General features: G+C 69.6%; 36 protein-coding genes and 1 pseudogene. 3 read left to right on the top strand and 34 right to left on the bottom strand.

The annotated features are described in order from the left end of the window. Positions 1–29: 29 nt before the first annotated feature. A complete protein-coding gene (locus tag ABZW17_RS04035; RefSeq protein WP_354809403.1) occupies positions 30–1073 on the top strand; it encodes a ferrochelatase in 1044 nt (347 codons plus the stop codon). A 42-nt stretch (positions 1074–1115) separates the two neighbouring features. Here ABZW17_RS04035 and ABZW17_RS04030 read toward each other — a convergent pair whose 3' ends face one another. Further along, a complete protein-coding gene (locus tag ABZW17_RS04030; protein WP_354809401.1) occupies positions 1116–1913 on the bottom strand; it encodes a hypothetical protein in 798 nt (265 codons plus the stop codon). A 112-nt stretch (positions 1914–2025) separates the two neighbouring features. Between ABZW17_RS04030 and ABZW17_RS04025 the strand changes: the two genes are divergently transcribed. Together ABZW17_RS04025 and ABZW17_RS04020 are read left to right on the top strand one after the other, a co-directional pair. Beyond that, on the top strand, positions 2026–3423 hold the full coding sequence (locus tag ABZW17_RS04025) for an ATP-binding protein (RefSeq protein WP_354809399.1): 1398 nt from the start codon (positions 2026–2028) through the stop codon (positions 3421–3423). Next, positions 3420–5381: a VWA domain-containing protein gene (locus ABZW17_RS04020; protein ID WP_354809397.1), complete on the top strand. Its 1962-nt coding sequence runs from the start codon at positions 3420–3422 to the stop codon at positions 5379–5381. Before ABZW17_RS04025 ends, ABZW17_RS04020 begins: the two co-directional genes overlap by 4 nt. A 157-nt stretch (positions 5382–5538) precedes the next feature. Here ABZW17_RS04020 and truA read toward each other — a convergent pair. The 33 genes and pseudogenes from truA to rplC form a co-directional block, all read right to left on the bottom strand. Next, positions 5539–6360: pseudogene (gene truA / locus ABZW17_RS04015) on the bottom strand (tRNA pseudouridine(38-40) synthase TruA); the annotation flags it as partial. A 73-nt stretch (positions 6361–6433) separates the two neighbouring features. Further along, the gene (gene rplQ, locus ABZW17_RS04010; RefSeq protein ID WP_354809395.1) at positions 6434–6979 is read right to left on the bottom strand and encodes a 50S ribosomal protein L17; all 546 of its coding nucleotides are present in this window, start codon (positions 6977–6979) and stop codon (positions 6434–6436) included. 41 nt (positions 6980–7020) lie between these two features. After that, positions 7021–8091: a DNA-directed RNA polymerase subunit alpha gene (locus ABZW17_RS04005; RefSeq protein ID WP_004558887.1), complete on the bottom strand. Its 1071-nt coding sequence runs from the start codon at positions 8089–8091 to the stop codon at positions 7021–7023. Positions 8092–8193: 102 nt separating this feature from the next. Next, positions 8194–8799, bottom strand: coding sequence for a 30S ribosomal protein S4 (rpsD, locus tag ABZW17_RS04000; protein ID WP_086853095.1), 606 nt, complete (start codon positions 8797–8799; stop codon positions 8194–8196). Between the two features lie 23 nt (positions 8800–8822). Next, on the bottom strand, positions 8823–9230 hold the full coding sequence (rpsK, locus tag ABZW17_RS03995) for a 30S ribosomal protein S11 (RefSeq protein WP_004558885.1): 408 nt from the start codon (positions 9228–9230) through the stop codon (positions 8823–8825). 18 nt (positions 9231–9248) lie between these two features. After that, positions 9249–9434 (bottom strand): hypothetical protein, encoded by a 186-nt coding sequence (locus ABZW17_RS03990; RefSeq protein WP_013222623.1) that lies wholly within the window; start codon positions 9432–9434, stop codon positions 9249–9251. Beyond that, on the bottom strand, positions 9431–9811 hold the full coding sequence (gene rpsM / locus ABZW17_RS03985) for a 30S ribosomal protein S13 (protein WP_004558883.1): 381 nt from the start codon (positions 9809–9811) through the stop codon (positions 9431–9433). The genes ABZW17_RS03990 and rpsM overlap by 4 nt, the downstream gene beginning before the upstream one ends. 206 nt (positions 9812–10017) lie before the next feature. Continuing rightward, on the bottom strand, positions 10018–10131 hold the full coding sequence (gene rpmJ, locus ABZW17_RS03980) for a 50S ribosomal protein L36 (protein ID WP_004558882.1): 114 nt from the start codon (positions 10129–10131) through the stop codon (positions 10018–10020). A gap of 36 nt (positions 10132–10167) precedes the next feature. Further along, entirely contained in the window at positions 10168–10389 is a 222-nt protein-coding gene (gene infA, locus ABZW17_RS03975; protein ID WP_004558881.1) for a translation initiation factor IF-1, read from the bottom strand. A gap of 266 nt (positions 10390–10655) precedes the next feature. Next, on the bottom strand, positions 10656–11432 hold the full coding sequence (gene map / locus ABZW17_RS03970; protein ID WP_354809391.1) for a type I methionyl aminopeptidase: 777 nt from the start codon (positions 11430–11432) through the stop codon (positions 10656–10658). Between the two features lie 44 nt (positions 11433–11476). After that, positions 11477–12031: an adenylate kinase gene (locus ABZW17_RS03965; protein ID WP_354809389.1), complete on the bottom strand. Its 555-nt coding sequence runs from the start codon at positions 12029–12031 to the stop codon at positions 11477–11479. Next, positions 12028–13335, bottom strand: a complete 1308-nt coding sequence (gene secY, locus ABZW17_RS03960) for a preprotein translocase subunit SecY (RefSeq protein WP_004558878.1) — start codon at positions 13333–13335, stop codon at positions 12028–12030. The genes ABZW17_RS03965 and secY overlap by 4 nt, the downstream gene beginning before the upstream one ends. A 267-nt stretch (positions 13336–13602) precedes the next feature. Further along, entirely contained in the window at positions 13603–14631 is a 1029-nt protein-coding gene (locus tag ABZW17_RS03955; RefSeq protein WP_354809387.1) for a hypothetical protein, read from the bottom strand. A 122-nt stretch (positions 14632–14753) separates the two neighbouring features. Further along, positions 14754–15200, bottom strand: a complete 447-nt coding sequence (gene rplO, locus ABZW17_RS03950) for a 50S ribosomal protein L15 (RefSeq protein WP_354809385.1) — start codon at positions 15198–15200, stop codon at positions 14754–14756. Next, positions 15197–15382, bottom strand: a complete 186-nt coding sequence (rpmD, locus tag ABZW17_RS03945; protein ID WP_004558875.1) for a 50S ribosomal protein L30 — start codon at positions 15380–15382, stop codon at positions 15197–15199. The genes rplO and rpmD overlap by 4 nt, the downstream gene beginning before the upstream one ends. Position 15383: 1 nt before the next feature. Next, positions 15384–16028 (bottom strand): 30S ribosomal protein S5, encoded by a 645-nt coding sequence (rpsE, locus tag ABZW17_RS03940; RefSeq protein WP_004558874.1) that lies wholly within the window; start codon positions 16026–16028, stop codon positions 15384–15386. Between the two features lie 34 nt (positions 16029–16062). Continuing rightward, on the bottom strand, positions 16063–16461 hold the full coding sequence (gene rplR, locus ABZW17_RS03935) for a 50S ribosomal protein L18 (protein WP_354809383.1): 399 nt from the start codon (positions 16459–16461) through the stop codon (positions 16063–16065). A 2-nt stretch (positions 16462–16463) separates the two neighbouring features. Continuing rightward, positions 16464–17003, bottom strand: a complete 540-nt coding sequence (rplF, locus tag ABZW17_RS03930; RefSeq protein ID WP_013222612.1) for a 50S ribosomal protein L6 — start codon at positions 17001–17003, stop codon at positions 16464–16466. A 16-nt stretch (positions 17004–17019) separates the two neighbouring features. Further along, positions 17020–17418, bottom strand: a complete 399-nt coding sequence (gene rpsH, locus ABZW17_RS03925) for a 30S ribosomal protein S8 (RefSeq protein WP_004558871.1) — start codon at positions 17416–17418, stop codon at positions 17020–17022. Between the two features lie 90 nt (positions 17419–17508). Then, the gene (locus tag ABZW17_RS03920; protein ID WP_004558870.1) at positions 17509–17694 is read right to left on the bottom strand and encodes a type Z 30S ribosomal protein S14; all 186 of its coding nucleotides are present in this window, start codon (positions 17692–17694) and stop codon (positions 17509–17511) included. A gap of 4 nt (positions 17695–17698) precedes the next feature. After that, positions 17699–18262 carry a 50S ribosomal protein L5 gene (rplE, locus tag ABZW17_RS03915; protein ID WP_103350707.1) on the bottom strand — a complete coding sequence of 188 codons (564 nt, stop codon included), beginning with the start codon at positions 18260–18262 and terminating at the stop codon, positions 17699–17701. Then, positions 18262–18576 carry a 50S ribosomal protein L24 gene (rplX, locus tag ABZW17_RS03910; RefSeq protein WP_354809379.1) on the bottom strand — a complete coding sequence of 105 codons (315 nt, stop codon included), beginning with the start codon at positions 18574–18576 and terminating at the stop codon, positions 18262–18264. The genes rplE and rplX overlap by 1 nt, the downstream gene beginning before the upstream one ends. Beyond that, the gene (gene rplN / locus ABZW17_RS03905) at positions 18576–18944 is read right to left on the bottom strand and encodes a 50S ribosomal protein L14 (protein ID WP_004558867.1); all 369 of its coding nucleotides are present in this window, start codon (positions 18942–18944) and stop codon (positions 18576–18578) included. The genes rplX and rplN overlap by 1 nt, the downstream gene beginning before the upstream one ends. 79 nt (positions 18945–19023) lie before the next feature. Beyond that, on the bottom strand, positions 19024–19302 hold the full coding sequence (gene rpsQ, locus ABZW17_RS03900) for a 30S ribosomal protein S17 (protein ID WP_043781942.1): 279 nt from the start codon (positions 19300–19302) through the stop codon (positions 19024–19026). Continuing rightward, positions 19299–19547 carry a 50S ribosomal protein L29 gene (gene rpmC, locus ABZW17_RS03895; RefSeq protein ID WP_004558865.1) on the bottom strand — a complete coding sequence of 83 codons (249 nt, stop codon included), beginning with the start codon at positions 19545–19547 and terminating at the stop codon, positions 19299–19301. The genes rpsQ and rpmC overlap by 4 nt, the downstream gene beginning before the upstream one ends. Further along, positions 19547–19966, bottom strand: coding sequence for a 50S ribosomal protein L16 (gene rplP, locus ABZW17_RS03890; protein ID WP_004558864.1), 420 nt, complete (start codon positions 19964–19966; stop codon positions 19547–19549). Before rplP ends, rpmC begins: the two co-directional genes overlap by 1 nt. A gap of 3 nt (positions 19967–19969) precedes the next feature. Then, a complete protein-coding gene (rpsC, locus tag ABZW17_RS03885) occupies positions 19970–20809 on the bottom strand; it encodes a 30S ribosomal protein S3 (protein ID WP_013222607.1) in 840 nt (279 codons plus the stop codon). Further along, positions 20809–21225 (bottom strand): 50S ribosomal protein L22, encoded by a 417-nt coding sequence (rplV, locus tag ABZW17_RS03880; protein ID WP_003102079.1) that lies wholly within the window; start codon positions 21223–21225, stop codon positions 20809–20811. Before rplV ends, rpsC begins: the two co-directional genes overlap by 1 nt. Before the next feature lie 31 nt (positions 21226–21256). Further along, positions 21257–21538, bottom strand: a complete 282-nt coding sequence (gene rpsS / locus ABZW17_RS03875; protein WP_003102083.1) for a 30S ribosomal protein S19 — start codon at positions 21536–21538, stop codon at positions 21257–21259. Between the two features lie 18 nt (positions 21539–21556). After that, the gene (gene rplB / locus ABZW17_RS03870; protein ID WP_003102084.1) at positions 21557–22393 is read right to left on the bottom strand and encodes a 50S ribosomal protein L2; all 837 of its coding nucleotides are present in this window, start codon (positions 22391–22393) and stop codon (positions 21557–21559) included. Positions 22394–22408: 15 nt separating this feature from the next. After that, complete coding sequence (rplW, locus tag ABZW17_RS03865; RefSeq protein ID WP_003102087.1) at positions 22409–22720, bottom strand: 50S ribosomal protein L23; 312 nt, start codon at positions 22718–22720, stop codon at positions 22409–22411. Further along, positions 22717–23406 carry a 50S ribosomal protein L4 gene (gene rplD / locus ABZW17_RS03860; RefSeq protein ID WP_354809375.1) on the bottom strand — a complete coding sequence of 230 codons (690 nt, stop codon included), beginning with the start codon at positions 23404–23406 and terminating at the stop codon, positions 22717–22719. Before rplD ends, rplW begins: the two co-directional genes overlap by 4 nt. Next, positions 23403–24059, bottom strand: a complete 657-nt coding sequence (rplC, locus tag ABZW17_RS03855; RefSeq protein ID WP_086675504.1) for a 50S ribosomal protein L3 — start codon at positions 24057–24059, stop codon at positions 23403–23405. The genes rplD and rplC overlap by 4 nt, the downstream gene beginning before the upstream one ends. Between the last annotated feature and the right edge of the window lie 29 nt (positions 24060–24088).

Below are 24088 nucleotides of genomic sequence, written 5' to 3'. Positions count from 1 at the left end.
GCGGGCGGCCACAACGGCAAGATGGCGGGGTGGGATACGACGCGTTGCTGTGGCTTTCGTTCGGCGGTCCGGAAGGACCCGACGACGTCATGCCGTTCCTCGAAAACGTCACCAGGGGCCGCGGCGTGCCGCGCGAACGGCTGCTGGAGGTCGCCGAGCACTACCGGCACTTCGGCGGGGTTTCGCCGATCAACAAGCTGAACCGCGAAGCGATGGCGGCGGTCGAGAAGCGGCTCGCGGGCGCCGGCATGGACCTGCCGGTGCACTTCGGCAACCGCAACTGGCACCCGATGGTCGAGGAGACCCTGGCCGCCCTGACGGCGGAAGGCGCGAAGCGGGTCCTGGTGTTCCCCACGAGCGCGTACGGCGGCTACTCGGCGTGCCGCCAGTACGACGAGGACATCGAGCGCGCCCGCGCGGCGGTCGGCGACGGTGCGCCCGAACTGGTGAAGATCCGCCAGTTCTTCGACCACCCGCTGTTCGTCTCGGCGGTGGCCGACGGCGTCCGCGCGGCCCACGCGTCGCTGGGGGACGAGCCGGGGATCCGCACGGTCTTCACGGCCCACTCGGTGCCGGAAAGCGCGGACCGCGCCTCGGGTCCGCCGCCGGAGGGCGGCCACCGCTACTCGCGCCAGATCGCCGAAGCGGCCCGCCTGGTGGCGGCCGAGGCCGGCATCGCGGAGTACGACGTCGTCTGGCAGTCGCGGTCCGGGCCGCCGCAGGTGCCGTGGCTGGAGCCGGACATCGTCGACCACCTCGACGCGCTGCACGAAGCCGGGGTGCCGGGCGTGGTCGTCTCGCCGATCGGGTTCGTGTCCGACCACCTCGAGGTGATCTGGGACCTGGACAACGAGGCCGCGGAACGCGCGGCCGAGCACGGGATGAAGTTCGCCCGCGCGGCGACGGCGGGGTCCGACCCGCGGTTCGCGGAGCTGGTGGTGGAGCTGATCCGCGAGCACACGCACGGGGTGGCGCCGCGGAAGCTGTCCCCGTTCCCCGCGGCAGGGTGCACGGTGAACGGCGCGCCCTGCGCGATCGGCTGCTGCGAACCGGCGAAGCGCCCGGCCCGCTGACGCGGACGAGCGCCCCAAGGCGGCCTTGGGGCGCTCGGACCCTCAGCCCTCGCGGGCCGTCTGCTCCGCGAACACCCGCACCGCCTCGTTGATCGCCGCGCAGCGGGCCGTGCGGACCGCGTCCGACAACGGCCGCAGCGCCTGGGCCCGCAGCGTCGACGCCGAGGCCGACAACGCCCCGCCCGGCTCGTCCGACAACGCGATCACCAGGATCGCCGCGATCTCCTCGGCGCGCTGCAGCACCCGCAACGCGCGCCCGGGCGTCCCGGCCGGCCAGTCGACGTCCGGCCGCGACCGCAGGTGCGCCGACAGCTCCGCGCGCACGCCCGGCCGGTCCGAAGCCACGTCCAGGGTCTGCAACGCCCCGGCGCTGGCGCGGATCGCGTCCGTCAGCCCGTGTTCGGCCTCGCCGAGCGCCACGTACTCCGGCGCGGTCGGGGTGGCCAGCGAGTAGACCGTCCAGCGCACCAGACCTTCGGCGATCGGCTCCGGCACCACGCCGAACCCGAGCTCGGGCAGCACCAGCGCGTCACCCGCGCGCAACGCCGCCTCGGTGAACGGGCCACCGCCGCCGAGGCCGCGGACGTCGCCCGGGACCGGGAGCACCAGCTGCAGGGATTTCGCTCCTTGCGAACGCAGCGCCATCAGCAGCTGCACCGGCGTGGCCGCCCGGTTGAACGCCAGCGGGAGCGCGAACGCTTCGGCCGCGGGCGCGTCGGCGGCCACGACGTCGTGGGCCTCACCCCACGCGAGCAGGGCATCGAGGACATCGTCGGACGCGGCGGCCCCGTTGAGCCACGCGCTCGACCAGACGGCGAAAGTCGCACTGGGACGGCACACAGCCGCTATTTTACTGCCCCATTTTACCGGACCGTCCGGCATGCCGGGAGCGCGCCCACGCTGGAGCCGCTCCACGTCGACGCACCGCCGATCCGGCAGTAGCGTCGATCGGGTGAACGCTGTTCCAGACGCTCTTCCCCGCACCGCCGGGGCCCTGCGCGCGGCGGGGTACGAGCCGCGCCCGATCGCGCAGGAGATCCACGACAACCTGCTGACCGCCCTCAAGCACGGCGAGGACGCCTGGCCCGGCATCGTCGGGTTCTCGCGCACGGTGCTGCCGCAGCTCGAACGCGCGCTGCTGGCCGGCCACGACGTCGTCCTGCTCGGCGAACGCGGCCAGGGCAAGACCCGTCTGCTGCGCACCCTGGCCGGCCTCCTCGACGAGTGGACGCCCGTTATCGAAGGCTCCGAGCTGGGCGAGCACCCGCTGCAGCCGATCACGCCCGCGTCGCTCCGCCGCGCGGCCGAGCTCGGCGACGACCTGCCGGTCGCCTGGCGCCACCGCTCCGAGCGCTACACCGAAAAGCTCGCCACGCCGGACACCTCCGTCGGTGACCTGATCGGCGACGTCGACCCGGTGAAGGTCGCCGAAGGCCGCAGCCTCGGCGATCCCGAGACCATCCACTTCGGGCTCGTCCCGCGCGCCCACCGCGGCATCGTGGCCATCAACGAGCTGCCCGACCTCGCCGAACGCATCCAGGTCGCGCTGCTCAACGTGATGGAGGAGCGCGACATCCAGGTCCGCGGCTACACGCTGCGGCTGCCCCTGGACGTCCTGCTCGTCGCGACCGCGAACCCCGAGGACTACACCAACCGCGGCCGGATCATCACCCCGCTCAAGGACCGCTTCGGCGCCGAGATCCGCACCCACTACCCCCTGGACGTGGAATCGGAAGTGGCGGTGGTCCGGCAGGAGGCCCACCTCGTCGCCGAGGTCGGAGAGCCGCTGCTGGAGGTGCTCGCCCGGTTCGTCCGGAACCTCCGCGAGTCCACGGTGATCGACCAGCGCTCCGGCGTCTCGGCGCGGTTCGCCGTCGCCGCGGCGGAGACCGTGGCGGCCGCGGCCCTGCGGCGCTCGGCGCTGACCGGGGAGGAGCCCGCGGTGGCGCGCCCGGTCGACCTCGACGCCGTCCCGTCGGTGCTGCGCGGCAAGATCGAGTTCGAGCCCGGCGAAGAGGGCCGCGAAATCGAGCACCTCGTGCACCTGCTGCGCCTGGCGATCGCCGAAACCGCGCGCGACCGGTTCGCCGGTCTGGACCTGCGGCCGCTGGCCGACGCGGTGGGGGACGGCCACCTGGTGGCCACCGGCGAGCGTGTGCCGGGCAAGGACGTCCTCGAAGCCCTGCCGGAACTGCCGGTGCTGCACGAGGTCGCCCGGCGCGCCGGGGTCGCCGCCGACGAGCCCGCCGGGCGGATCGCGGCCGCCGTCGAACTCGCCCTCGAATCGCTGTTCCTGTCGCGAAGGCTCGCGAAGGACTCCGACGACGCGACGACCGTCTACGGCCGATGACCGCGGTCCCGCTTCCCGACGGCTACTCCTACGGCCCGTGGCACGACGGGCCGGACCCCCTGGCGCCGCCGGCCGACCTGCGTGACGCGCTCGACGAGATCGGCCGGGACGTCATGGCCGGTGCCTCGCCCCGGGCCGCCCTGGAGGAGATGCTGCGGCGCGGCACCGACCGCACCTCGGGCCTCGACGAACTGACCCGGCAGCTCTGGCGGCGCCGGTCGCAGATCCAGCGGCGCAACAACCTCGACGGCACCCTGCAGGAGGTCCAGCGCCTGCTGCAGGAGGCCCTCGACGCCGAGCGCCGCGACCTGTTCCCGGACCCGGACGACGACGCCCGGTTCCGGGAGGCCCAGCTCGACGCGCTGCCGCCGGGCACCGCCGCGGCCGTCAACGAACTGGCGAACTACGACTGGCGGTCCGAGCAGGGCCGGGAGAACTACCAGCAGATCCGGGACCTGCTCGGCCAGGAGCTGATGGAGTCCCGGTTCCAGGGCATGAAGCAGGCGCTGCAGAACGCCGGGCCCGAGGACGTCGAGCGGATCAACGAGATGCTCTCCGACCTCAACGACCTGCTCGCCGCGCACGCCCAGGGTGCCGAAGACATCCAGGAGCGCTTCGAAGACTTCATGGGCAAGCACGGCGAGTTCTTCCCGGAGAACCCGCAGAACGTCGAAGAGCTGATCGACGCGCTCGCCGAGCGGTCGGCGGCCGCGCAGCGGATGCTCAACTCGATGTCCGCCGAGCAGCGCGCGGAACTCGCGGAGCTGACCCAGCAGGCCTTCGGCGACCCGCGCCTGGCGCAGCAACTGTCCCGGTTGGACGGTCAGCTGCAGGCGGCGCGGCCGGGCGAGGACTGGACGGGTTCGGCGCGCTTCCGCGGCAACAACCCGCTGGGCATGGGGGAAGGCGCCCAGGCCATGCAGGACCTCGCCGAGCTGGACGCGCTGGCCGAGCAGCTCGGCCAGTCCTACCCGGGCGCGCGGCTGGAGGACATCGACCTCGAGTCCCTCGAACGCCAGCTCGGCAAGGACGCCGGCGTCGACGCCAGGAGACTCGCCGAACTGGAGCGCGAGCTGCGCCGCCAGGGCCTGTTCGAACGCGCCGCCGACGGCTCGCTCCGGTTGTCGCCCAAGGCGTTGCGGCGCCTCGGCGAGACGGTGCTGTCCGACATCGTGAACGCGCTGCGCGGGAAGACCGGCGAACGCGAGACCGAGTCGGCCGGCGCGGCCGGTGAGCCCACCGGCGCGTCGCGGCCGTGGCGGTTCGGGGACATGCAGCCCTGGGACGTGCCGCGGACCATCCGCAACGCCGTGCTGCGGTCGGTTTCGGTGGGGGAGCGGCAGGTCCGGCTCGACGTCGAGGACGTCGAAGTCGTCGAAACCGAGCACCGGACGCGTGCGGCGGTGGCGCTGCTGGTCGACACGTCGTGGTCGATGGTGCAGGAAGGCCGCTGGCTGCCGATGAAGCGCACGGCGCTGGCGCTGCACCAGCTGATCAGCACCCGCTTCCGCAACGACGCCCTGCAGCTGATCACCTTCGGCCGCTACGCGCAGTCGATGGAGCTGCCGGAGCTGGTCGGCCTGGAGGGCGCGTGGGAGCAGGGCACGAACGCCCACCACGGGCTGCTGCTGGCCGGGCAGCACCTGCGGCGGCACCCGGACGCCCAGCCGGTGGTCCTGATGGTGACCGACGGCGAGCCGACGGCCCACCTGGAACCCGACGGCGAGGCCGTCTTCGACTACCCGCCCCAGCCGCGGACCCTCCACAAGACACTGTCCGAAGTGGACCGGCTGGCCAAGCTGGGCGCGTCGATCTCGGTGTTCCGCCTCGGTGACGACCCGCGCCTGACGGCGTTCGTGGACCTGATCGCCCGCCGCTCGGGCGGCCGGGTGATCGCCCCGGACCTCGACGGCCTGGGCGCGGCGGTGGTCGGCGACTACCTGCGCACGCGCCGCTAATCGCCCGGAGGTCTACCGCGGCCGGGGGGGGGTGGGGGACCCGCGGGCACTCGCGCCCAAGCCCCAACCCCACCCCGCACGCCCCCCACCCCCCCCGCCCGCGGGCGGGGCGTTGTTCCTGCGTCGCCACCACCCCGACCCCCCCCCCACGACCTGGGGAGGTGCGGACGTTGCGGGTTTGGGCGGCGCGGGCGGCGAGGTCGGCGTCGGGCGGGTAGTCCACGCCCAGCAGGGTGAGGCCGTGGGCCGGGGCCACCGCGCTGTCGCGGATGCCGCTCTCCAGGACCTTCGACGGCCACCCGTCGGTGCGGCGGCCGTCGCCGACCAGCAGCAGTACTCCCACCAGGCTGCGGACCATCGAATGGCAGAACGCGTCCGCCGAGACGCGCACCTCGAGCAGGTGGTCGTCGATCCGGGTCCACTCCAGGCGTTGCAGCTCGCGGATCGTCGTGCCCGTCTCGCGCTGCTTGCAGTAGGCCGCGAAGTCGTGCAACCCCAGCAACTCCGCCGCCGCCGCGTTCATCGCGTCCGTCGAAAGTGGACGGTTCCACGCAAGAGTGTCGTTGCGGCGCAACGGGTCCACGCCCCAGGGCGCGTCGGAGACCCGGTAGCGGTAGTGCCGGCGGATCGCCGAGAACCGCGCGTCGAAACCCTCGGGGGCGAGCCGGGCGCCCAGCACCCGGACGTCGGCCGGCAGGAGGCGGTTCCAGCGGCCCGTCATGCGCGTCAGGTCCGGGATGCCCGCCGGGGACACGGGGATGCGGCCGGACGGCTCGGAAAGGGGCACCACGTCGACGTGGACCACCTGGCCGGTCGCGTGCACACCGGCGTCCGTGCGGCCCGCCACGACCACGGACTTGGGCACCGCGGCGCCCGGCGGCTGCCGCTGCAGGGCCTCCTCCAGGACGCCCTGGACCGTCCGGCGGCCCGGCTGGCGGGCCCAGCCCGAGAAGTCCGTGCCGTCGTAGGAAACGTCCAGGCGCAGACGAACGAGCCCGCCCTCCCCCTGGGGAGTGGCGGGCTCGTCCGGTGTCGAATCGGCCGTCAGGACGTCAGTCCTTCTTGGCGTCCGCGTCCGCGTCTTCCGAGGCCGGGGCCTCGGTCTCGGCGGCGGCGGTGTCCTCGGCCGGAGCCTCGTCGGCGGCGGGCGCCTCGGTGGTCTCCTCGGCAGCCGGGGCGGCGGCCTTCTCGTCCTTCGCGAACTTCGTCTTGCGAGCGCGCTCGGCTTCCGAAGTCACCGTCTTCTCGGCCACCAGCTCGATGACGGCCATGGCGGCGTTGTCGCCCTTGCGCGGCATCGTCTTGGTGATCCGGGTGTAGCCACCCGGACGCTCCGCGAAGTGCGGACCGATCTCGGCGAACAGCTTGTGCAGGACGTCCTTGTCACGGACGACCTTGTGCACCTGACGACGGTTGTGCAGGTCGCCCCGCTTCGCCTTCGTGATCAGCTTCTCGGCCAGCGGGCGGACCCGGCGGGCCTTCGCCTCGGTGGTCGTGATCTTGCCGTGCTCGAACAGCTGCGTGGCCAAGTTGGCCAGGATCAGCCGCTCGTGCGCGGACGACCCGCCGAGCCGGGCTCCCTTGGTAGGGGTGGGCATTGGTTCTCCTAGTTCAGCTCACAGCGTCCAGGCACACGGCCTCAGAGCTGCTCGGTCTCTGCGTAGTCCTGGCCATCGTCGTGGCCGTCCGAAATCCCGTCGGCGATGCCACCGACACCCTCCGACCAGCCTTCACCGTCGTAGCTGGCGGCCGCCGCGGTCGGGTCGAACCCGGGCGGGCTGTCCTTCAGCGCGAGACCGAGGCCGACGAGCTTCAGCTTGACCTCGTCGATCGACTTGGCGCCGAAGTTGCGGATGTCGAGCAGGTCCGCCTCGCTGCGCGAGACGAGCTCGCCCACCGTGTGGATGCCCTCGCGCTTGAGGCAGTTGTACGACCGGACGGTGAGGTCCAGGTCCTCGATCGGCATCGCGTAGGCGGCGATGGTGTCCGCTTCCTGCGGCGACGGGCCGATCTCGATGCCCTCGGCGTCGACGTTCAGCTCGCGGGCGAGACCGAACAGCTCCACCAGCGTCTTGCCGGCCGACGCGACCGCGTCGCGCGGCGTGATCGACGGCTTGGTCTCGACGTCCAGGATCAGCTTGTCGAAGTCGGTGCGCTGCTCGACACGGGTGGCCTCGACCTTGTACGTCACCTTGAGCACCGGCGAGTAGATCGAGTCGACCGGGATCCGGCCGATCTCCGCGCCCGCCTGCTTGTTCTGCAGGGCCGGAACGTAACCGCGGCCGCGCTCGACGACGAGCTCGATCTCGAGCTTGCCCTTGCCGTTCAGCGACGCGATGTGCAGATCCGGGTTGTGCACGGTGACACCCGCCGGCGGCACGATGTCGGCCGCCGTGACCTCACCCGGGCCCTGCTTGCGCAGGTACATGGTGACCGGCTCGTCCTCTTCCGAGGACACCACGAGCTCCTTGAGGTTCAGGATGATGTCGGTGACGTCTTCCTTCACCCCCGGGACGGTGGTGAACTCGTGCAGCACGCCGTCGATGCGGATGCTCGTCACGGCCGCGCCCGGGATGGACGACAGCAGCGTACGACGCAGCGAGTTGCCGAGCGTGTAGCCGAAGCCGGGCTCCAGCGGTTCGATGGTGAACCGGGAGCGGGTCTCGTTGACCGTCTCTTCGCCGAGAGCCGGCCGCTGGGAAATCAGCATTCTTCCTAGTTCCTTTCCAGACGACGCCCGCCATATGACGTCGAAGGGATGGCGCGGCGGCGGCGCACCTGTCGCGCCGCCGCCCTGTCCGACAGGGCCGGACTACTTCGAGTAGAGCTCGACGATCAGCTGTTCCTGAACCGGAACGTCGATCTGCGCACGCTCCGGCAGCTGGTGGACCAGCACGCGGAGGTTGGACTGGACGACCTGCAGCCACGCCGGGATCGGGCGGTCGCCGAAGGACTCCTTCGCCGCGACGAAGGGCAGCATGCCCATCGACTTCGGGCGCACGTCGATGATGTCCCACTTGGTGACCTGGAACGACGGGACGTTCACCTTCTGGCCGTTGACCACGAAGTGGCCGTGGCTCACCAGCTGACGCGCCTGGCGGCGGGTGCGGGCGATGCCGGCGCGGTAGATCACGTTGTCCAGACGGGACTCGAGGATCTGCAGCAGGTTCTCACCGGTCTTGCCCGGACGCCGGACGGCTTCCTTGTAGTACCGGACGAACTGACGCTCGAGAACGCCGTAGGTGTAGCGAGCCTTCTGCTTCTCCTGCGACTGCAGGAGGTACTCGGACTCCTTGATGCGCCCGCGGCCGTGCTGGCCCGGCGGGTAGGGGCGACGCTCGAAAGCCTGGTCGCCGCCGATGAGGTCAACCTTGAGGCGACGCGAAATACGCGTCGCGGGGCCGGTGTAACGAGCCATTTCTTCTTACTCCTCCCCGTTCCTCAGACCCGGCGCCGCTTGGGCGGGCGGCAGCCGTTGTGAGGCTGCGGGGTCACGTCCTGGATGGTGCCGACCTCGAGGCCGGCCGCCTGCAGCGAGCGGATCGCCGTCTCGCGGCCCGAACCCGGGCCCTTCACGAAGACGTCGACCTTCTTCATGCCGTGCTCGGCGGCCTTGCGGGCAGCGTTCTCGGCGGCCATCTGCGCGGCGAACGGGGTGGACTTGCGCGAGCCCTTGAAGCCCACGTGACCACTCGACGCCCACGCGATCACGGCACCGGTCGGGTCCGTGATCGAGACGATGGTGTTGTTGAAGGTGCTCTTGATGTGCGCGTGACCGTGCGCGACATTCTTCTTTTCCTTGCGGCGGACCTTCTTGGCCCCGGCCGCAGTACGAGACTTCGGTGGCATGTTCTGAGGGTTCTCCTGTTAGCGCGCGTTCTCTTGGTGAGCGGCGACCGCTTCGGCCTGGCCGCGCCGGATGATCGAACCGGCGTCGGTGTACAGGTTGCGGAGCGCCATCGGGCGGGCGTAGAGCGCCTTGGGCGAGACACAAGCCGAGCCGCGGCGCTGAACGCCACCCATCTGCACGACCTTCTTGCCCTGGACGCTCACTTCTTGCCAGCCTTCTTCTTGCCGGCGACCGTCTTCTTCGGACCCTTGCGGGTGCGGGCGTTCGTCTTCGTGCGCTGACCACGGACGGGAAGTCCGCGGCGCCAGCGAAGGCCCTCGTAGCACCCGATCTCGATCTTCCGACGGATGTCGGCGTTCACCTCACGGCGAAGGTCACCCTCGACCTTGAAGTTCTCTTCGATGTACGTACGCAGCTTCGCGAGGTCGTCATCGCTGAGGTCCTTGACGCGGGTGTCCGCGTTGAGCTCGGCAGCCTTGATGAGCTGCTTGGAGCGGGTACGGCCGATGCCGTAGATGTAGGTAAGCGCGATCTCCAACCGCTTCTCGCGGGGGAGGTCTACGCCAGCGAGTCGTGCCATTGGCGCTGATGCTCCTTCATTGAATTCATCTTCAGGTCTGCTCCCCGTCCGGTTCCGGGACCGACTCGCCTGTCGTGCCCTCGGCTTGCGCCTCGGGTGTCCCAGCCCCGGCCTGAAGTCCGGGGGTGAACCGGTTCACTCGCGTGACCCGGCAGGTGCGGGGAGGTTGTGTAGCCGTCAATCCACTCTGCTCGAGTGCTTGGCGATCAGCCCTGCCGCTGCTTGTGCCGCAGGTTCTCGCAGATCACCATGATCCGGCCGTGACGGCGGATCACCTTGCACTTGTCGCAGATCTTCTTGACGCTCGGCTGGACCTTCACGTCTTCTGCTCTCCTGCTGTTAGCTGCTCTTCGTGATCACTTGTAGCGGTAGACGATGCGACCACGAGAGAGGTCGTAGGGCGAGAGCTCCACGACAACCCTGTCCTCCGGCAGGATGCGGATGTAGTGCTGCCGCATCTTGCCGCTGATGTGAGCCAGGACCTTGTGACCGTTCTCCAACTCGACGCGGAACATCGCGTTGGGGAGCGGCTCGACTACGCGGCCTTCGACCTCGATGGCCCCGTCTTTCTTCGCCATGTCCTCCGCTTTTCCCTGTCGGTATCGTCTGTCGCCACACCTGATCAACTCGAGCACTAGTGCTGGGTCGGGTGTTGCGTGGCACACTGGTGCCCGGTTCCCCTAGAGACCGTGAATTCACGAGCGCGCAGGATCCGGGCGCGATAAGTGCGCCGACTTGACAGTGTACGCATGTCGTGTCGCGACCCCCAAACCGGGGGTGACCATGCTAAAGGCGCGTGCAGGTGGACGTGACGGCGATCACCACTTGTGGGTGAATGCGCAGGTCAGGAGTCCTCGGGGGCGGTGAGCACCCAGGGGCCGTCTTCGGTGATCGCGACGGTGTGCTCCCAGTGGGCCGCGCGGGAGCCGTCGGCCGTGACCACGGTCCAGCCGTCGTCCAGCTCGCGGGTCTCGCCGCCGCCGCCGGTCAGCATCGGCTCGATGGCCAGGGCCATGCCCGGCTTGAGCCGCGGGCCCTTGCCCGGCTTGCCGACGTTCGGCAGGAACGGGTCCATGTGCATCTGGCGGCCGATGCCGTGGCCGCCGTACTCGAGGATCATCCCGTAGTCGATGCCGTCGTCGCGGCCCGCGCGCTCGGCGGCGGACTGGACGGCGAAGGAGATGTCGGTGAGCCGGCCGCCGGGGGCGACCGCCTCGATGCCGGCCCACATCGCCGCCTCGGTGGCCGCGGACAGCGCGAGGTCGGCGTCGGCGACCTGGCCGATGGCCAGCGTGACGGCGGAGTCGCCGTGCCAGCCGTCGAGGATCGCGCCGCAGTCGACGGAGATGATGTCGCCGTCGGCCAGCACCTGGGTCTTCGCCGGGATGCCGTGCACGATCTGCTCGTTCACCGACGCGCAGATCGACGCCGGGAAGCCGTGGTAGCCCTTGAACGACGGCACCGCGCCGGCGTCCCGGATCGTCTGCTCGGCCAGCTCGTCGAGCTCGGCGGTGCTGACACCCGGCTTCGCGATGGCGCGGACCGCGGCGAGCGTGCGGGCGACGACCAGGCCGGCCGCCCGCATCGCCTGCAGCTCGTCCGGGGTCTTGACCTCGATCATGCGTCCGCGCCGGAGCACTTGCAGAACACGCAGTCCTCCGAGGTTCACGTGCGGTCGCGCAGGGCGGCCAGCACCCGCCCGGAGATCTCTTCGACGCTGCCGACCCCGTCGACAGTCACCAGGATGTCGGCGTAGTACTCGAGCAGCGGCGCCGTGTCCGAGACGTAGATCTGCTGACGGCGGCGGATGACCTCTTCGGTGTCGTCCGCGCGGCCGCGCGACATGAGCCGCCCGACGACGACGTCCTCCGGGACCTGCAGCTGGATCACCGCATCGAGCGACACGTCCGCGTCGCCCAGGATCTCGCCGAGGACCTCGGCCTGCTTCGTGTTGCGGGGGAAGCCGTCGAGCAGGAAGCCGATCTTGGCGTCCGGCTCGGCCAGCCGCTCGCGGACCATTTCGTTGGTCACCGAGTCGGGCACGAGCTCACCCGAGTCCAGGTAGCGCTTCGCCTCCTGGCCCAGCGGGGTCTCCTGGCCGACGTGCGCGCGGAACAGGTCACCGGTCGAGATGTGCGGGATGCGCAGCTGCTCGGACAGGGCCACCGCCTGCGTGCCCTTGCCCGCACCGGGCGGGCCGACGAGAACCAGGCGCGTCACTTCAAGAACCCTTCGTAGTTGCGCTGCATCAGCTGGCTTTCGATCTGCTTCACGGTGTCGAGGCCGACACCGACCATGATCAGCACAGCCGTGCCACCGAACGGGAAGTTCTGGTTGTTCCCGCTACCGGTCACCGACAGGAAGAAGTTCGGAAGGATCGCGATGATGCCCAGGTACAGCGAGCCGGGCAGGGTGATCCGGCCCAGGACGAAGCTGAGGTACTCGGCCGTCGGGCGGCCCGGGCGGATGCCCGGGATGAACCCGCCGAACTTCTTCATCTCTTCCGCACGCTCGTCCACGTTGAACGTGATCGTGATGTAGAAGTACGTGAAGAAGATGATCAGGCCGAAGTACAGCGCGATGTGCACCCAGCTGGACTGGTTCACGATGTAGTTCTTGATGAAGACCTGCCAGCCGGAGTTGCTGTTCTGGTCGCCGACGAGGCGGCTGATCAGGTCCGGCAGGTACAGCAGGGACGACGCGAAGATGACCGGGATGACGCCGGCCTGGTTGACCTTGATCGGCAGGTAGGTCGACGTGCCGCCGTACATCCGGCGGCCGATCATGCGCTTGGCGTACTGCACCGGGATCCGGCGCTGCCCCTGCTCGACGAAGATGACGCTGGCGATGATCACCAGGCCGAAGACGCAGACGATCGCCAGGCCCAGGCCACCGGCGTTGCTGAGGATGTTGCCGCCCTCGACCGGGATGCGCGCGGCGATGTTCAGGAAGATCAGGACGGACATGCCGTTGCCGACACCGCGCTCGGTGATCAGCTCGCCCAGCCACATCATGACGGCGGTGCCCGCGGTCATCGTGATGACGATGATGGCCAGCGAGTAGACGCTGTTGTCCGGGATGATCGGCGACTGGCAGTCGGGGAAGAGCTGCTTGCGGTCCGCGAGCGCGACCACGCCGGTGGCCTGCAGGATCGCCAGCGCGACCGTCAGGTACCGGGTGTACTGGGTCAGCTTGCCCTGGCCGGACTGCCCTTCCTTCTTCAGCTCCTCGAACCGCGGGATGACCACGGTGAGCAGCTGGATGATGATGCTCGCCGTGATGTACGGCATGATGCCGGTCGAGAAGAGCGACAGCTGCAGCAGCGCACCGCCGCTGAACAGGTTCAGCAGCTGGTAGACGCCCTCCTGCTGCGCCTGTGAGCTACAAGCCTGTACGGCACCGTACGAGATGCCGGGCGCCGGAATGGTCGCACCGATTCGGTAAACCGCGACGATGGCTAGCGTGAACAGGATCTTCTTGCGTAGATCCGGCGTCGCGAGAGCCGAGCGGAAGGCGCTGAGCACGCGGGGGACCTCCTCGGCGTCGTCGGCTGTCCTAACCGACGATCGGCTTGGCCGGCACGGGGCCGGCAGGAACACACAGCACTACTGGCACGCAAGCCAGGAACGCTTCGGGGCACACTCGTCCCGAAGCGTGTCGCCGACTCTAACAGCTTCACAGGGCGTGTCCGCAGTCCGTGTGCGTTTTCCGTACCAAGGTTGCTCCGGCGGGTTGATCCACATCGCCGTCTTGGCCGTATTCCTTGACAGATGTGGATCAGCTGTCCCCCGTCAGAGCCGTCCGTCGGCGCGCTGACCGGGCGCTTCGGGCTCGCCGGGCGCTTCGGGTTCTTCGGGGGGCAGGACGGTGATGGCGACGCCGGAGGGCGGGGTCGGGGTGTCGGCGTAGGCGACGGCCGGATCGGCCCAGCCGGGTGCCCGCCGCGGCAGGCAGGCCAGCACGGCGGCGGCGCCCGCGGCGACGGTCCCGCCGATCAGCAGCCACATCCCGGGGCCGAGGGTGACGTCGAGGCTCTCGCCACCGGTGGCGACGGACCACCCGATGCCGTCCATACCGACGGTGAGGACCACCCCGGCGGCGAAGACGGCCCCGCCGGCGACCAGCCACCGCCCCTGTCCAGGCCGAACGAAGGTGGCCAGCGCCCCGGCGACCAGCACGGCGACCGCGAGGAGCAGCGGGATGCCGACGGGTGAGCCGGTCTGGTCGGTGACCTCCTGGCCGGGGACTTCGAAGGAGCTGCCCCACGCGGTTTCGGTGACGGTCAGCTGGGCGTCGAGGAACCGCTGGACCGGGCCGAAGCTCTGGCGGATCAGGAAGAGCGGGAGGAAGGCGCCGAGCGCGGTCATCAGGGCGGCGGTGAGGGCGAGGAGGGGCGGCAGGAAGCGCAGGAGGGGGTTCGGGGCCGGGGCGGGGGTTTGCGGGGGCTCAGGGGCCGGTGGGGGCGCGACGGGGGTGCCGGGGAGCTGGGCGACGGGGAACGGGAGCTGCGCGGGGTGGGGCGCGCCGGGGTGGGGCATGCCGGGCGGTGGCTCGGCGACGGGCGGCGCGAACGTTTCACCGGCCTGCGGCACCTCGCGCGGCCACACCGGGGCGCCCAGCTCGGGACCCGCCGGCCGCGGCTCGACCGGGAACTGCAGCGGCTCCCCCTGCGGCGGCACCTCGGCAGAACGCGACTCCCCCGGCGCTCCCGCTCCCGGCTCCGGCCCGGCCGGCCGCGGGGCCTCGACGGGGAAGCTCAGCGGTGATTCCGCGGCGTCGTGTCCTGCCGGTTCGGGTGGGTGCTGCGACGGTCTGTCCACCTCTTGATCCTGCGTCCGGTTCCCCCGCCTCGGCAAGGCGTCTGTCCGGCCGACGCTCTCGGGCCGCGAACGCCGGAAGGCCCGCCTGGCGGACCAGGCGGGCCTTCCGGTTACTGCGAACTTCAGTTGGCGGTGACAGAGCCACCGGCCGCTTCGAGCTTCTCCTTGGCCGAACCCGAGAACGCGTCCGCCGTGACGTCCAGCTTGACGCCGTTCACGTCGCCGTTGCCCAGGACCTTGACCAGCTTGCCCTTGCGGACGAGGCCGGCCTGCGCGAGCTCCTCGGCGCCGATCTTGCCGCCGTCCGGGAAGACGCGGGCGATGTCGCCCACGTTCACCGGCTGGTACTCGGTGCGGAAGCGGTTCTTGAAGCCGCGGAGCTTCGGGAGCCGCATCTGGATGGGCATCTGCCCACCCTCGAACCGGGCCGGCACGTTCTTCCGGGCCTTGGTGCCCTTCGTACCGCGACCGGCCGTCTTGCCCTTCGAACCCTCACCACGGCCCACGCGGATCTTGTCGCGCTTGGCGCCCGGAGCCGGACGCAGGTGGTGGATCTTGATGGCCGTCATGCCTGAACCTCCTCGACCTCCACCAGGTGGCGGACGGTGTGGATCAGGCCGCGCACCTGGGGGGTGTCTTCACGCACGACGCTCTGGCGGATCTTGCGCAGCCCGAGGGTGCGCAGCGACTCGCGGTGAGCGTGCTTCGTGCCGATCTTGCTCTTGACCTGGGTGACCTTGAGCTGAGCCATGTCAGACCCCCTGGCCCGCACGCTGGCGCAGCATCCGGGCCGGCGCGACGTCCTCGAGCGGGAGACCGCGGCGGGCCGCGACCTCTTCGGGACGCTGCAGGCCCTTCAGGGCCGCCACGGTCGCGTGCACGATGTTGATCGCGTTGTCGGAGCCGAGCGACTTCGACAGCACGTCGTGGACACCCGCGCACTCCAGCACCGCGCGGACCGGGCCACCGGCGATGACGCCGGTACCGGCCGACGCCGGGCGGAGCAGCACGACACCGGCGGCTTCCTCACCCTGGATCGGGTGGGGAATGGTGCCGCCGACGCGGGGAACGCGGAAGAAGTTCTTCTTCGCTTCCTCGACGCCCTTGGCGATGGCCGCGGGAACTTCCTTGGCCTTGCCGTAGCCGACGCCGACCTGACCGTCGCCGTCGCCGACGACCACCAGGGCGGTGAAGCTGAAGCGACGACCACCCTTGACGACCTTGGCGACGCGGTTGATCGTCACGACCTTCTCGAGGTGCGGGGTCTTGTCCTGGGCCGCCCCGCCACGGCCGCTGTCGCGCCGGTCGCGGCGGTCGCGACGGTCACCGCGGTCGTTGCCGCCCTGCCCGCCGGGTCCACCCTGGCCGCCGCCGAATTGCCGTGTACGTCCCGGCATCAGGCTTTCCTTCCGTTAACAAGCTTCTGCATCGTCAGAACTCCAACCCCGCCTCACGGGCGGCGTCGGCGAGCGCGGCGATGCGGCCGTGGTAGGCGTTGCCCCCACGGTCGAACACCACAGCCGAGATCCCGGCGTTCTTGGCCCGCTCGGCGACGAGGGCCCCGACCTTGGCGGCCTTGGCCTTCTTGTCGCCGTCGGCCGCCCGGACGTCCGCCTCGAGGGTGGACGCCGACACCAGCGTGTGGCCGGCCAGGTCGTCGATCACCTGCACGGCGATGTGCCGCGAGGACCGCTTGACGACCAGGCGCGGGCGCTGCTCGGTGCCCGAGACCTTCTTGCGGAGCCGGAAGTGCCGACGGGCCTTCGCGACGCGGCGGCGGGTCGAGATGTCCTTGCCCACCGGCTTGCGCTTCGTAGTCGTGTCGCTCATGATCACTTACCCGTCTTTCCGACCTTGCGGCGGATCTTCTCACCCTCGTAGCGCAGGCCCTTGCCCTTGTACGGGTCCGGGCGCCGCAGCTTGCGGATGACGGCCGAGATCTGGCCGACCTTCTGCTTGTCGATGCCCGAGACCGAGAACCGGGTCGGCGTCTCCACCTTGAAGGTGATGCCTTCCGGGGCCTCGATCTTGACCGGGTGCGAGTAACCGAGGGCGAACTCGAGGTCCGAGCCCTTGGCCTGCACGCGGTAACCCACGCCGTGGATTTCCATCTTCTTCTCGTAGCCGGCGGTGACGCCGACGACGAGGTTGTTCACCAGCGTGCGGGTGAGCCCGTGCAGCGCCTTCGAGGTGCGCTCGTCGTCCGGGCGCTTCACCAGCAGCGTGCCGTCTTCGTCGCGCTCGACGGTGATCGGCTCGGCGACGGTGTGCTCGAGGGTGCCCTTGGGCCCCTTGACCTTGATCTGCTGACCGTCGATGGTCACCTCGACCCCGGAAGGGACGGCGACCGGCAGCTTTCCGATGCGTGACATGCCTGTTCCCCTTCCCTTACCAGACGTAGGCGAGGACTTCGCCGCCCACGCTGTTGCGCTTGGCCTGCCGGTCCGTCTGCAGGCCACCGGACGTCGAAATGATCGCGATGCCCAGGCCGCCGAGGACCGACGGCAGTTCGGTGGACTTTGCGTAGACCCGCAGACCGGGCTTGGAGACGCGCCGCAGGCCGGCGATGCTCCGCTCACGGTTGGGGCCGTACTTGAGCTCGACGACGAGGTTCTTGTGCTTCTCGCCCGGCTCGTCGTGGTAACCCGCGATGTAGCCCTCGCGCTTGAGGATCTCGGCGATGTTCGCCTTGAGCTTCGAGTGCGGGAGCTTGACCTCGTCGTGGTACGCCGAGTTCGCGTTGCGCAGACGCGTCAAGAAGTCTGCGATGGGGTCGGTCATCGTCATGGTGACCTGTCAACCTTTCTCGCCTGGTTCCCCGCCGCCCGGTACACGGGCGGCAGGGCCTGTGGCGAATCTGGAGTTAAAAAGAAGCTCTTACCAGCTGGACTTGCGGACGCCGGGCAGCTCGCCCGCGTGCGCCATCTCGCGAAGGCAGATCCGGCAGAGCCCGAACTTGCGGAACACGGCGTGCGGGCGGCCGCACCGCTGGCAGCGGGTGTAGGCGCGCACGGCGAACTTCGGCTTCTTCGCGGCCTTGTGGACCAGTGCTTTCTTGGCCATCGGCTCAGTTCTCCTTGAACGGGAAGCCGAGCTTGCGCAGCAGCGCCCGGCCCTCGTCGTCGTTCGTGGCGGTCGTGACGACGGTGACGTCCATGCCGCGGGGGCGGTCGATGGAGTCGGGGTCGATCTCGTGGAACATCGACTGCTCGTTGAGACCGAAGGTGTAGTTGCCGTGGCCGTCGAACTGCTTCGGCGAAAGCCCGCGGAAGTCGCGGATACGCGGCAGCGCGATGGTCAGCAGCCGGTCGAGGAACTCCCACATCCGGTCGCCGCGCAGCGTGACGCGCGCGCCGATCGGCTGGCCCTCGCGCAGCTTGAACTGCGCGATGGACTTGCGGGCCTTCCGGACCTCGGGCTTCTGACCGGTGATCAGGGCGAGGTCCTTGACCGCGCCCTCGATCAGCTTGCTGTCACGGGCGGCGTCACCGACACCCATGTTCACGACGACCTTGACCACGCCCGGGATCTGGTGGACGTTGGCGAAGGAGAACTCAGCCTGCAGCTGGCCCTTGATTTCCTCGCGGTACCGCACCTTGAGGCGCGGAGAGGTCTTCTCTGCGGTGGTCATCAGATGTCCTTACCGTTCCGGCGCGAGATCCGGACCTTCTTGCCGTCCTCGCCGATGCGGTAACCCACCCGGGCCGGCTTGCCGTCCGCGTCGACGACCATCACGTTCGAGACGTGGATGGGCGCCTCCTGCGTGACGATGCCGCCGGACTGCGCGCCGCGCTGGGTCTGGCTGATCCGCGTGTGCTTCTTGATCCGGTTCACGCCCTCGACCAGCACGCGCTCGCGCTCGGGGTAGGCCTGGATGACCTTGCCCTTGGCGCCCTTGTCCTTGCCGGCGATGACGACGACCGTGTCGCCCTTCTTCACCTTCATCACAGCACCTCCGGCGCGAGCGAAATGATCTTCATGAACTTTCGGTCGCGCAGCTCGCGGCCCACCGGGCCGAAGATGCGGGTGCCGCGGGGCTCGTTGTCGTTCTTGATGAGCACGGCGGCGTTCTCGTCGAACCGGATGTAGGAACCGTCCGGACGACGGCGCTCCTTGACCGTGCGGACGATGACAGCCTTGACGACGTCGCCCTTCTTCACCCCGGCAGCCGGGATGGCGTCCTTCACGGTGGCGACGATGATGTCGCCGATGCCGGCGTAGCGCCGCCCGGAGCCACCGAGAACCCGGATGCAGAGGATTTCCTTCGCACCCGTGTTGTCGGCTACCCGAAGCCGCGACTCCTGCTGGATCACGTCTACTCCTGTATGTCGCGCCGGTTCTCGCGGGGAAACCCGCGAGCCTTGCGGAACTAAGAACTCCGAAGAGCCCTGCTTACTTGGCCTTCTCCACGATCTGCACCAGGCGCCAGCGCTTCGTCGCCGACAGCGGGCGGGTCTCCATCAGGGTGACCCGGTCGCCCACGCCCGCCTCGTTGTTCTCGTCGTGCACCTTCACCTTGGAGGTGGAGCGGACGACCTTCGAGTAACGGGGGTGCTTCTTGCGGTCCTCGAGCTCGACCACGATCGTCTTGTTCATCTTGTCCGAGACGACGTAGCCCTCGCGGACCTTGCGGTCGTTCCGGGCCGGCGTCTCGGTGGTGGGCTCGCTCATGCGGCACCTTCACTCTCGGCGTCGGGGGCAACGGACAGGCCGAGTTCGCGCTCGCGCATGACCGTGTAGATCCGCGCGATGTCCGTGCGGACGGTGCGCAGACGGCGGTTGTTGTCGAGCTGCCCGGTCGCCATCTGGAAGCGGAGGTTGAACAGCTCCTCCTTGTACTCCTTCAGACGCAGGACGAGCTCTTCCGCGGTGAGCTCACGCAGCTCCGATGCCTGGGCAGCACCTGCCTTCGCCATCAGAACTCACCACCTTCACGGGTCACGATGCGGCACTTCATGGGCAGCTTGTGGATCGCGCGGCGCAGCGCCTCGCGAGCCGTCTCCTCGTTCGGGAACGAGATCTCGAACATCACGCGGCCCGGCTTCACGTTGGCGATCCACCACTCGGGCGAACCCTTACCGGAACCCATGCGGGTTTCGGCCGGCTTCTTGGTCAGCGGGCGGTCCGGGTAGATGGTCGTCCACACCTTGCCACCACGCTTGATGTGACGGGTCATGGCGATACGAGCGGACTCGATCTGCCGGTTCGTCACGTAGCTGTGCTCAAGCGCCTGGATGCCGTACTCGCCGAAGCTGACCTTCGTGCCACCCTTGGCGGCGCCGTGGCGCTTCGGGGAGTGCTGCTTCCGGTGCTTGACCCTGCGCGGGATGAGCACGTCTCAGCCCTCCGTCTTTTCTGCGGTCTCGGTGGCCGGGGCCGCCGGGGCCTCGGTCGTGGCGGCAGCGGCCGCACGACCGGCTTCGGTCGAGGTGGCGGTCGTGCCCGAGGCGCCGGAACGACGCGGACGGGACGGCCGGTCGCTGCGGTCGCGGTCACGACCACCGCGCGGCGCGCGCTCGGCGGCGTCACGGGCTTCGCGAGCCTTCAGGCCACCGACGAGCTCACCCTTGTAGATCCACACCTTGACGCCGATGCGGCCGAACGTCGTCTTGGCCTCGAAGAAGCCGTAGTCGATGTCGGCGCGCAGCGTGTGCAGCGGGACCCGGCCGTCGCGGTAGTGCTCGGAGCGGGACATCTCGGCACCGCCGAGACGACCGCCGCACTGCACGCGGATGCCCTTGACCTGCGGCGAGCGCATGGAGGTCTGGATCGCCTTCCGCATCGCGCGGCGGAACGCCACGCGGTTGGACAGCTGCTCCGCGACCGCCTGGGCGACGAGCTGGGCGTCGGCCTCGGGGTTCTTGACCTCGAGGATGTTCAGCTGGACCTGCTTCTTGGTCAGCTTCTCCAGCGCGCCGCGGATCCGGTCGGCCTCCGCGCCGCGGCGGCCGATGACGATGCCCGGCCGGGCGGTGTGGATGTCCACGCGGACGCGGTCACGGGTGCGCTCGATCTCGACCTTGGAGATGCCGGCGCGCTCCATGCCCGTGGCGAGGAGCTTCCGGATCTTGACGTCCTCGGCCACGTACTCGGCGTACTGCTTGTCGGCGTACCAGCGCGACTTCCAGTCCGTGGTGATACCCAGGCGGAAACCGTGCGGGTTGATCTTCTGGCCCACTACCGGCCACCTGCCTTCTTCTTGCTCTGAGCCTTCTGCGCGACGGCGGGACGCGACTCCACCTCGACGGTGATGTGGCTGGTCCGCTTGCGGATCCGGTACGCGCGGCCCTGGGCCCGCGGCCGGATGCGCTTGAGGGTCGGGCCCTCGTCGGCGTACGCGTTCTTGACCCAGAGCGTCTCCGGGTCCAGCTGAAGGTTGTTCTCGGCGTTGGCCACGGCGCTGGCGAGCACCTTCGCGACCGGCTCGCTGGCCGCCTGGGGGGCGAACCGGAGCACGGCCAAGGCGTCGGCGGCGCTACGTCCCTTGATGAGCTCGATCACCCGGCGCACCTTGGTCGGCGAGTCCCGGACGAAGCGAGCCCGCGCGTACGCCGTAGGCAGAGCCTCGGTCGTCGCGTCGTTCTGGGCGTTCATCGCTACTTCCCTTGTTCTCTCTCGTGCCCGCTCAGCGGCGGCGCGACTTGCGGTCGTCCTTGATGTGGCCCTTGAAGGTCCGCGTCGGGGCGAACTCGCCCAGCTTGTGACCCACCATCGCCTCGGTGACGAACACCGGGACGTGCTTGCGGCCGTCGTGCACCGCGATCGTGTGTCCCAGGAAGTCCGGGATGATCGTCGAGCGGCGCGACCAGGTCTTGATGACCGTCTTCTTGCCCGATTCGTTCAGCGCGTCCACCTTCTTGAGCAGGTGGTCGTCCACGAACGGGCCCTTCTTAAGGCTGCGTGGCATGTGCTTCTACCTCCCTGCTCAGCGCTTGTTCTTGCCGGTGCGACGGCGGCGGACGATGAGGGCGTCGGACGCCTTGCGGCGACGCGTGCGGCCCTCGGGCTTACCGTTCGGGTTGACCGGGTGGCGACCACCGGAGGTCTTGCCCTCACCACCACCGTGCGGGTGGTCGACCGGGTTCATGACGACACCGCGGACCGTGGGGCGCTTGCCGCGCCAGCGGTTGCGGCCGGCCTTGCCCCAGTTGATGTTGGCGTGCTCGGAGTTGCCGACCTCGCCGACCGTGGCGCGGTTGCGCACGTCCACGTTGCGGATCTCGCCCGAGGGGAGACGCAGCTGGGCGTACGGACCGTCCTTGGCGACGAGCTGCACCTTCGCGCCCGCGGACCGCGCCATCTTCGCGCCGCCGCCGGGGCGGAGCTCGATCGCGTGGATCACGGTGCCGACCGGGATGTTGCGCAGCGGCAGGTTGTTGCCCGGCTTGATGTCGGCCCGGGGGCCGTTCTCGACGGTGTCGCCCTGCTTCAGCTTCTCCGGCGCGATGATGTAGCGCTTCTCGCCGTCGGCGTAGTGCAGCAGCGCGATGCGAGCGGACCGGTTGGGGTCGTACTCGATGTGCGCGACCTTGGCGGGGATGCCGTCCTTGTCATTGCGACGGAAGTCGATGACGCGGTAGGCGCGCTTGTGGCCGCCACCCTTGTGCCGGGTGGTGATCTTGCCGGACGAGTTACGACCGCCCGAACCGCTCAGCGGACGAAGCAGCGACTTCTCCGGGGTGGAGCGGGTGATCTCGGCGAAGTCCGAGACGCTCGAACCGCGACGACCCGGGGTCGTCGGCTTGTACTTGCGGATGCCCATTGTCAGCTCAGTCCTTTACGCGGTGGGTCCGCCGAAGATCTCGATCGCCTTGCTCTCGGGCGAAAGAGTCACGATGGCGCGCTTGGTGTCCTTGCGCTTGCCGAAGCCGGCGCGAGTCCGCTTCCGCTTGCCCTGGCGGTTGGCCGTGTTGACGCTGACCACCTTGACGCCGAACACCTTCTCGACCGCGATCTTGATCTGGGTCTTGTTGGCGTCCGGGCGGACGATGAACGTGTACTTGTGGTCCTCGAGCAGCCCGTAGGACTTCTCGGAGATGACCGGCGCGAGCAGGATGTCGCGGGGGTCCGGAATGGCGACCGAACTCACTTCTCGTCACTCCCTTCCGTGACCTCGCCCGACCGCGCGGAGGCCTTGACGGTCTTTCCGCGGGCGGGGCCGGCGACGAACGCGTCGTACGCGGCCTTGGTGAACACGACGTCGTCGTTGACCAGCACGTCGTAGGTGTTGAGCTGGTCGGCCCAGAGGATGTGCACCTCGGGCAGGTTCCGCAGGGAAACCCAGCTCAGCTCGTCGGCCCGGTCCAGCACCACGAGCACGCGCTTCGCGGCCGTGACGGCGGCGAGCACGGCCTTGGCGGCCTTGGTCGACGGCTTCTCGCCGGTCACCAGCTCGGTGACGACGTGCAGCTGGCCGGCGCGGGCCCGGTCGGAGAGGGCGCCACGCAGGGCGGCGGCCTTCATCTTCTTCGGGGTGCGCTGGGAGTAGTCACGCGGCGTGGGGCCGTGGACGACGCCACCACCGGCGAACTGCGGCGCGCGGGTCGAACCCTGGCGGGCACGGCCGGTGCCCTTCTGGCGGTACGGCTTCTTGCCGCCACCGCGAACCTCACCACGGGTCTTCGTGTCGTGCGTGCCCTGGCGCGCGGCGGCCTGCTGGGCCACCACGACCTGGTGCATGAGCGCGACATTGGCCTGCACGTCGAAGATCTCCGCGGGGAGGTCGACCGTGCCGTCGGCTTTACCGGCCGGGGTCTTCAGCTCGACGCTTGTCATTCGGAGTTACCACCCTTCGCGGCGCTGCGCACGAACAGCAGGCCGCCCTTGGGACCGGGCACAGCGCCCTTGATCAGCAGCAGGCCGTCCTCGGCACGCACGGCGTGCACGGTCAGGTTCTGCGTGGTGACCCGGTCGTTGCCCATCCGGCCCGCCATGCGCAGGCCCTTGAAGACGCGGCCGGGGGTGGCGCAGCCACCGATGGAACCCGGCTTGCGGTGCACGGCCTGGGCACCGTGGCTCGCGCCCTGGCCCTTGAAGCCGTGGCGCTTCATGACACCGGCGTAGCCCTTGCCCTTGCTGGTACCGGTCACGTCGACCTCGACGCCGGCGGCGAACACCTCGGCGGTGATCTCCTGGCCGACCTCGTAGGTCTCGGCGTCGGTGGTACGCAGCTCCGCGAGGAAGCGCCGCGGGGTCACGCCCGCCTTGTCGTAGTGGCCGGTGCGCGGCTTGTTCACCTTGCGCGGGTCGACCGCGCCGAACGCCAGCTGCACGGCCTTGTAGCCGTCCTTCTCCTGGGTCCGAACCTGGGTGACCACGTTCGGACCGGCCTTCACGACGGTGACCGGGACAACCCGGTTCTGCTCGTCGAAGACCTGGGTCATGCCGAGCTTGGTGCCCAGGATGCCCTTCATCTGCCTGTCAGACATGTGAGTCTCTTATCTCCGCCGCTCGCCCA

The organism is Amycolatopsis sp. NPDC004625, from assembly GCF_040609695.1.
Lineage (GTDB): Bacteria > Actinomycetota > Actinomycetes > Mycobacteriales > Pseudonocardiaceae > Amycolatopsis.
This window is presented reverse-complemented; position numbering and strand designations above follow the sequence as displayed.